The following is a 6,989-nucleotide window of genomic DNA, read 5'->3' as shown; positions in this document are numbered from 1 at the left end:
CCCCGCCGAAGCACTCGACGAACTACTCTCCAACCCGTCCACACCGACAGCTGTTGCTTAGAGCACTAGAAACCGCCGCCGAAAATGGGCAGTTTTACGACTGCTCGCGGTGGGTGGTGAGCAATATATCCCGCAGCGCGCGGACGTCGACCTTGCCCGACGCCTTGCGGGGGATGTCATCGTCGGTTTCGGTGACGAGCCACACCGTCGGAACCTTGAAGGCGCTCAACCAATTTCGGGTCTCCGAGCGCAACTCATCAGCGGAACGCTCGGAAACCACCACCGCGCCGACGGCGCCCTCCACCTCCGTGACGACCGCGTTGTGCACGCCGTCGATGCTGCGCAGCGCGCGCTCCACCTCGCTCGGGTAGACCGTCGCACCGCTGACCTTGAACATGTCGTCGCTGCGGCCGTGGTAGAACATGAACCCGCCGTCATCGAGGTGTCCGAGGTCGCCGGTGGGGTAGTAGCCGTCGGGGGTGAACACGTCTTCGCGGGTCCGGCGGCAGATCCCGCGCATCATATGCGGTCCGCGGAGCTGGATCATGCCGATGGTCCCGGTCGGCACCGGCTCGCCGGTATCGGTGTCGACGATACGAACCTCCATACCGTCGAACGGTTTTCCGCAACTGCCCCACGCCGAGCGCGGCATGTCGGTGTCGGCGGGGTAGCCACAGTACGGTCCGAACGACTCGGTCATACCGAACAGGTTGGCCCGCGCGCCGGGAACCGCGCGCTGCTCGGGTGGCAGCAACGCCTCCATGCTGCCGGGCCGCAATTCCGACAGATCAGCTCCCACAACGGCGTTCGCGCGAGCCAGCGCCGCGGCCTGGTCGGGCCAGCCCCGAAACAGCGTCACTCGCTCGCTTTCGATGAGCCGCAACGTGGTCTCCGGGCGGGGGCTCTCCTCGGTCACCAGTGTCGCGCCGGTCAGTAACGCAGACAGCAGGCCGCCGGCCATCCCGCCCACCCAGAAGAACGGCATCGGCAGATACAACCGGGTGTCGGCTTTGATGCAACGTGCGGGCAGACCGGATCGCACCGCGCCCAAAGCGTTGCCGTGCGAATGGATCACACCCTTGGGTGGGCCGCTGCTACCCGAGGTGAACATGATCGCCAACGTGTCGCTGGGGGTGACCGCGGCCGCGATCTCGTCGACGGGAGCGACGCCGCCCCCGGGGAGTTCGTCGGCGCGCCAGACCTCGCGCAGCGCCGGAAGACGGTCACGCTCGGCGCGGATGTCGTCGAGGTAGCGGTGGCCGCGAAACTCCTCGACGGCCACGACGAACTGTACGGCCGCCATGCGTAATTGGGCGGCCAACTCGGGCGGCTGCAGCAGCGTGCTCAACGGCACCAGCACGGCGCCGACGCGGGTCAGCGCGAGCGCGATCCGCACCCACTCGGTGGAGTTGGGCATGATCAACGCGACCCTGCTGCCCTTGCTCACCCCGGCGGCCACGAAGGCGGCGGCCAGCTCGTGCGTAGAGGCGTCGAGCTCGGCGTAGGTGACCTTGACCGACGGGTCGATCACCGCGGCCTTGTCACCGTGTTCGACGGCCCGTCGTCGCACCTGCGCGTCGATGGTGTCAGACATCGAAAACCTCTGCCAATCGGGGCAAGTCGACCTTTCCGCTGGACAGCACGGGGATGCGGGCGGCGGGTACCGCCGCGAAGCGACGCGGAATCTTGTACGCCGACAACTCGGCCTTCAGTCGCTCGCGGCAGGCTGCTTCGTCGAACGACGCGCCGTCCTCCAGCGCGACGACCGCGCCGACGATCTGGCCGCGTTCGGCATCGGGCAGACCGATCACATGCGCAACGGCACCGCCGCTCACCTTCGCGATGGCCCGTTCGACCTCCGCGGGTGCGACGTTCGCGCCCGCCGTCTTGATCATCGCGCCACGTCGGCCGACGAAGTAGAAGAAGCCGTCGGCGTCCGTGCGGACGAGGTCACCGGTGTGGAACCACCCGTCGTCGTCGAAGCATTCTTCACGGGTGCGCTTGTAGTAACGCTGCATCATGAAAGGCCCACGCGCGCAGAGTTCGCCGACGGTTTCGATGCCGACCGGTTCTCCGGTGTCGGGATCGATGACCTTGACGTCGAATCCGGGGACCGGCTTACCGAAGGAGCCGCGCCGATGCTCGGGCTGATCAGATTCGTCGGCGCAGGCCAGGATCACGCTGCCGGACTCGGTCATGCCGAGCATGGTGTGGCGCAGTTCGGGATCGGCGGGCCGGACGTCGGGCGCCATGATCGGGTAGAGATTGCCTCGCCGGATCGAGGACAGATCGCGATTCTTCAGGCTGGGGTGGCGTGCCAGATGCGCGATACCGGCGACGAATCCGTTGGTCATCGTCGGCTTCTCGGTCTCCAGGAAATCGAGGGTCTCACCGGGATCGGCGGCGTTGGAACACAACAGCGTCGCGCCGGCGAGCAGCGTGGCCAACACGGAGTAGGCGAACCCGCCGATCCAGAAGAACGGCGAATTGCTGAACAGCTTCACCTCGGCGGTGAGCCCGCGGATCTCGTTGAGCACCACCTGGTGGTCGAGCAGCCCGGCATGCGTGTGGACGACGCCTTTCGGCGCGCTGGTCGACCCCGACGTGTAGACGATCGCCAGCTCGTCGCAGGGCTCGACGTCGTCCTCGAGCGCCGCGAGCAGGCCGGCAGGGGCCGACTCGGTCGGTTCGGTGTCGATGAGGACGTGGCGCAGCAGCGGAACGCCATCGATCTCGGCGAGGCGCTGCCGGTAGTCGTGGGAGCGGTATGACCCTGCGGCCACGAGAATCTCGATGTCGGCGTGAGCGAGTTGCTCGCGCAACTCCGGGGCGGTCACCATCGTCGAGACCGGGATGACGACGGCGCCGATTCGGGCGGCCGCCAGCATCGCGACGACGAAGGCCGACCCGTTGGGGTGCAGCACACCGACGTGGGTGCCCTTGCCCGCGCCCAGCGCGATGAGTCCGCGGGCCAATCGCGCCGACCGACGCTCGGCCTCGATGTAGCTCAACCGGTCGGTGTCGCAGATCAGCAGCGAATGATCGCCGCGCGCACGGGCCTGTGTGCGCAGCACCGCGCCGACGGTACGGTCAGCCATGGCCGACGCCGGCGAAGTGCTGCCGCACCGCGCTCAAATCGGGCTTACCGGACGGAGTGCACGGCATCTGCTCGACGACCACGATCTCGGTCGGAACCTCGTAGCGGGCCAATCGATCCCGCAGGAACTCTTCGAGCGTCGTGATGTCGACCGGCTCCCGCAGCTGCACCATCGCCACCGGCGTCTCCCCGAGCCGATCATCCGGTCGGCCGACCACGGCGGCACTGTGCACGGCGGGATGGCTCTCGAGCGCGGTTCGCACGTCGTCGGGCATGACCTTGAACCCGCCGCGGATGATCGCCTGGTCGGCGCGGCCCAGGATCCATACGAAACCGTCGGCATCGATGCGCGCCATGTCGGTGGTGCGCATCCATTCGGCGTTCGGCCCCAGCTGTCCGGGCTTGACCTCGAGCAGTCCGGGCTGATCGGCGCCGACGGATTGTCCGGCGTCGTCCACGACCCGCAGTTGCGCGCCGAGGCTCGCCCGCCCCACACTGCCCCGTTTTATCTGCCAGTACTCCTGGTAATCGGGCAGGGTCCACCCTGCGACGCCACCGCCGAATTCGGTTGCGGCATAGGATGTCAGCACCGGTATGCCGAACTTCTCGGTGAACGCGTCGGCGTCCTCGGCGGACAGCGGCGCGGTGCCCGACGTGACGGCACGGATGCTCGCCAAGTCGTCGCGGGTCAGGTCCGAATGCAGCACGGTGCGCAGCGCGGCGGGGACGAGGGACACCGCGCGCGGACGGTGCCGTCGTACCGCGTCGGCCCAGCGGTTGAGTTCGAAGCGATCGAGAAGCGCGAATGACCGGCCCTCGCAGACACATTGCAAGACACGGAAGACGCCGCCGATGTGAACGAGCGGGGCGTTGACGATCGCGACGCCGCTTCGCAGCTGTTTCGGCGACGGCGCCTCCGCGAAGCGTTCGCCGATCACGCTGTGCGCCAGCATGTCGTAGGTGAGGTCGATCCGCTTGGGCGGTCCGGTGGTGCCGCTGGTCAACATCCGCACCGCGACACCGACGCGGTTCTCCTCGGGCACCAGTGCGCGCGCGGCGGTCAGGCGGATGGGGTCGGACACCGTCGAGATCGCCACCCGGTCGGTGCCGGGGCTGGTCACCAGCCGCGCCAGGTCGTCTTGTTCGCCGATCACGATGGGCAGGGCAAGCGCTTCGAGGTCGGCCCTGATGCGGTCGTCACCGCGCGACGGGTTGACGACCACGACGGTGCCGCCCCCGAGCAGAACCCCGAGGAAACTCGCGACGTGGGCGGGCCTGTTACGCAACAGCATTCCGACCTGCCGGCCCGTCACGCCTGCTCCGCGAATCCGGGTTGCCAGCGCGGCCACCTGACCCCAGGTCACCCAATCGCCCTCGTACTCGATGGCGGGCCCGTTCGGGTCGAGGTCGAGGATCTGGTTGATGCGACGGCTGAGGGGGTGATCACCCATCAGCGGATCCTCGGCTCGGTTCGACCGGTCGGCGGCGCGGCGGCCAGTTCGGCCTGCCCGAGCGGATTACCCAACCGGGTGTAGATCAGGTTCTGCTCCATCGCCGCGCGATACGGCTTCTCCAACGACTCCCAGATCGCCTTGACCGTGCCCTGCGTCGCCGACGGCGGTTTGGCGGCGATACCGCCCGCGATATCGTGCGCGCGCGCCCACAGGCGGTCGGCGGACACGACCTCGGTCACCAGACCCATCTGCAGCGCGGTCGCGGCGCTCACGCGTTCGTCGTTGCCCATCAACGCGATCCGCAGTGCCTGCGCGAGCCCGACCCGTCGCATCAACCCGATCGGTTCCAGTGCGCACACCAGGCCGGCGCTGACATGGGAGTCGAAGAAGGTGGCGTCCTCTGAACAGATCACCACGTCGGCCTCGTTGAGGAAGTAGAACGCCCCCGCGGTGCACATGCCCTGCACTGCGCAGACGACCGGTTTCCACATCTTCTGCCACTTCGGGCTGAGGTGCTCGCCGGGATCCTCGTGGTTCCATACGTTGTCGGGCTGGCCGTAGGGCGTCTTGATGTCCAGGCCGGCGCTGAACGCGCGATCGCCCGCGCCGCGGAGTACCACCGCGTTGACGGCGTCATCCTCCTTGACGAGCTTCCAGGCCTGCGACATCTCCTCGCACATCGTGCGGTTGAACGCGTTGAGCGAGTCCGGACGGTTCAGCGTGATGGTCGCGACGTGGTCGGCCGCGTCCACATCGACGGTGATGGTCTCGAATGCCGACGCGTTCATCGGCACTGCCAGTTCGGGGCGCGCTTCTCCATGAACGCTTTCGGGCCTTCGGCGGCGTCGTCGGTGCGCACCACCCGCTCACGGAAGGTCTCGGCGAGGATCTCCGCCTCGTGCAGCGGCAGATCGAGCGTCTTGTGGATGGCCAACCGGGTGCCGCGCACCGCGAGCGGGGCGTTGGAGTTCACGATGTCGGCGATCTCGTGGGCGCGCTCGAGCAGTCGGTCGTGCTCCACCACCTCGCTGATCATGCCCAGTTCGTAGGCCCGCTCGGCACTCATCCGCTCGTGTTTGCCCATCAATGCCATGCGCAACGCGATGTTGCGGGGCAGGATCCGGGCCAGGCGCACCATTTCGCGGCCCGCGACCAGTCCGATGCTGACGTGCGGGTCGAAGAACGTGGCCTTGTCGGAGGCGATCGCGATGTCACCGGTGGTGATCCAGTCCAGCCCTGCGCCGCAACACAATCCGTTGACGGCGGTGAGGACCGGTTTGGCCATGCGCCGGAACGGGGGAGTGCCCTCCTGCGGAGCCTCCCACTGTTCGTAGCTGGACAGATACGGCCGCTCGTAGATGACCCTGCCGTCCTCGGGGATCTCGCCGACGTCGGCGCCGGTGCAGAACGCCCGGCCGGTGCCCGTCACGATCAGTGTCCAAATGGCGTCGTCGTTCTCGGCCTCGTCATAGGCGGCCCGCAGTTCGGTGATCATGTGCGGGCTCAGCGCGTTGAGCGCATTCGGCCGGTTCAACGTGATGGTGGCTTTGTGCCCGTCGACTTCGTATTTGATGTCGTCAAAAGTGGGAGACATTCTCGGTTCCTATCCGTCAGCGCCCGTGGAATTCCGGCGGGCGCTTGTCGCGGAACGCCGCCAGTCCTTCTTTGAAATCGGTGGTTCGGCACGACAACTCGACGTTGTAGAGCTCCCGGTTCATGGTCTCCGGAAGCGACGCGTGTAGGCCGTAGTGAATGGACTGCTTGGCCAGCCCGGTAGCGACGGTCGGCCCGCTGGCCAACCGCTCGACGAGTTCGTCGCTCACGGCGGACAATTCGGACTCGGGGACCGCGGCGTGGATCAGCCCCCACTCGGCGGCGTCGGCGCCGCTGACCTTCTCGCCCAGCAGCAGCATCCGTTTGGCGCGCGCCAGGCCGATGAGGCGGGGCAGCAGCCAGGTGGAGCCCGAATCGGGGCTGAAGCCGCGGCCAAGGAACGGTTCCCAGAACACCGCGTCCTGCGCGGCGACGGTGAAATCGGCCGCCAACGCCAGGTTGCACCCGAGCGCTGCGGCCCAACCTCGCACGGTGCACACCACCGGCAGGTGCAGTGTGTGGATCAGTTCGACGACCCGGTGCGCCGTGTGGGGTTGCCGGCGGACGATGTCACCGGTGCGGGGGCGTCGGTCGGCGACGTTGGACGCCACCCAGTCCACGCCCGCGCAGAAGTCCGACCCGTCGCCTGCGATGTGCACCGCTCGCAGGGAGTCGTCGGTGGCGGCGGCGGTCAAGGCCGTCACCAGTGCGTCGGTCATGCTGCGGCTCAGGGCGTTACGCCGCGATGGCCGGCTCAGCGTGATGCGCAGTGTCGCGCCGTCGCGCGATGTCTCGACCACGCCGTCGTCGGCCGCTTCGGTCACCGTTGATTCCGCCAATCTCGA

At 67.7% G+C, this 6,989-nt stretch carries 6 protein-coding genes; all 6 read right to left on the bottom strand.

All coding sequences use genetic code 11. The features are described from left to right. Positions 1-94 precede the first annotated feature (94 nt). The 6 genes from A5752_RS19725 to A5752_RS19700 are packed head-to-tail and all read right to left on the bottom strand — an operon-like array spanning position 95 to position 6,968. Positions 95-1,594: a class I adenylate-forming enzyme family protein gene (locus A5752_RS19725; RefSeq protein WP_067088986.1), complete on the bottom strand. Its 1,500-nt coding sequence runs from the start codon at positions 1,592-1,594 to the stop codon at positions 95-97. Then, positions 1,587-3,098 (bottom strand): class I adenylate-forming enzyme family protein, encoded by a 1,512-nt coding sequence (locus tag A5752_RS19720; RefSeq protein ID WP_067088983.1) that lies wholly within the window; start codon positions 3,096-3,098, stop codon positions 1,587-1,589. Before A5752_RS19720 ends, A5752_RS19725 begins: the two co-directional genes overlap by 8 nt. Beyond that, positions 3,091-4,548: a class I adenylate-forming enzyme family protein gene (locus A5752_RS19715; RefSeq protein ID WP_067088981.1), complete on the bottom strand. Its 1,458-nt coding sequence runs from the start codon at positions 4,546-4,548 to the stop codon at positions 3,091-3,093. Before A5752_RS19715 ends, A5752_RS19720 begins: the two co-directional genes overlap by 8 nt. Beyond that, positions 4,548-5,339, bottom strand: coding sequence for an enoyl-CoA hydratase/isomerase family protein (locus tag A5752_RS19710; RefSeq protein ID WP_067089007.1), 792 nt, complete (start codon positions 5,337-5,339; stop codon positions 4,548-4,550). Before A5752_RS19710 ends, A5752_RS19715 begins: the two co-directional genes overlap by 1 nt. Then, a complete protein-coding gene (locus A5752_RS19705) occupies positions 5,336-6,145 on the bottom strand; it encodes an enoyl-CoA hydratase/isomerase family protein (RefSeq protein ID WP_067088978.1) in 810 nt (269 codons plus the stop codon). Before A5752_RS19705 ends, A5752_RS19710 begins: the two co-directional genes overlap by 4 nt. A gap of 16 nt (positions 6,146-6,161) precedes the next feature. Beyond that, positions 6,162-6,968, bottom strand: a complete 807-nt coding sequence (locus A5752_RS19700) for an enoyl-CoA hydratase/isomerase family protein (RefSeq protein ID WP_082963979.1) — start codon at positions 6,966-6,968, stop codon at positions 6,162-6,164. Between the last annotated feature and the right edge of the window lie 21 nt (positions 6,969-6,989).

The organism is Mycobacterium sp. 852002-51961_SCH5331710, from assembly GCF_001665535.1.
Classification (GTDB): domain Bacteria; phylum Actinomycetota; class Actinomycetes; order Mycobacteriales; family Mycobacteriaceae; genus Mycobacterium.
This window is presented reverse-complemented; position numbering and strand designations above follow the sequence as displayed.

Excerpts from the sequence above, each read along its gene's own strand:
- A5752_RS19725 (WP_067088986.1), bottom strand. The coding sequence starts at position 1,594 with ATGTCTGACACCATCGACGCGCAGGTGCGACGACGGGCCGTCGAACAC.
- A5752_RS19720 (WP_067088983.1), bottom strand. The coding sequence starts at position 3,098 with ATGGCTGACCGTACCGTCGGCGCGGTGCTGCGCACACAGGCCCGTGCG.
- A5752_RS19715 (WP_067088981.1), bottom strand. The coding sequence starts at position 4,548 with ATGGGTGATCACCCCCTCAGCCGTCGCATCAACCAGATCCTCGACCTC.
- A5752_RS19710 (WP_067089007.1), bottom strand. The coding sequence starts at position 5,339 with ATGAACGCGTCGGCATTCGAGACCATCACCGTCGATGTGGACGCGGCC.
- A5752_RS19705 (WP_067088978.1), bottom strand. The coding sequence starts at position 6,145 with ATGTCTCCCACTTTTGACGACATCAAATACGAAGTCGACGGGCACAAA.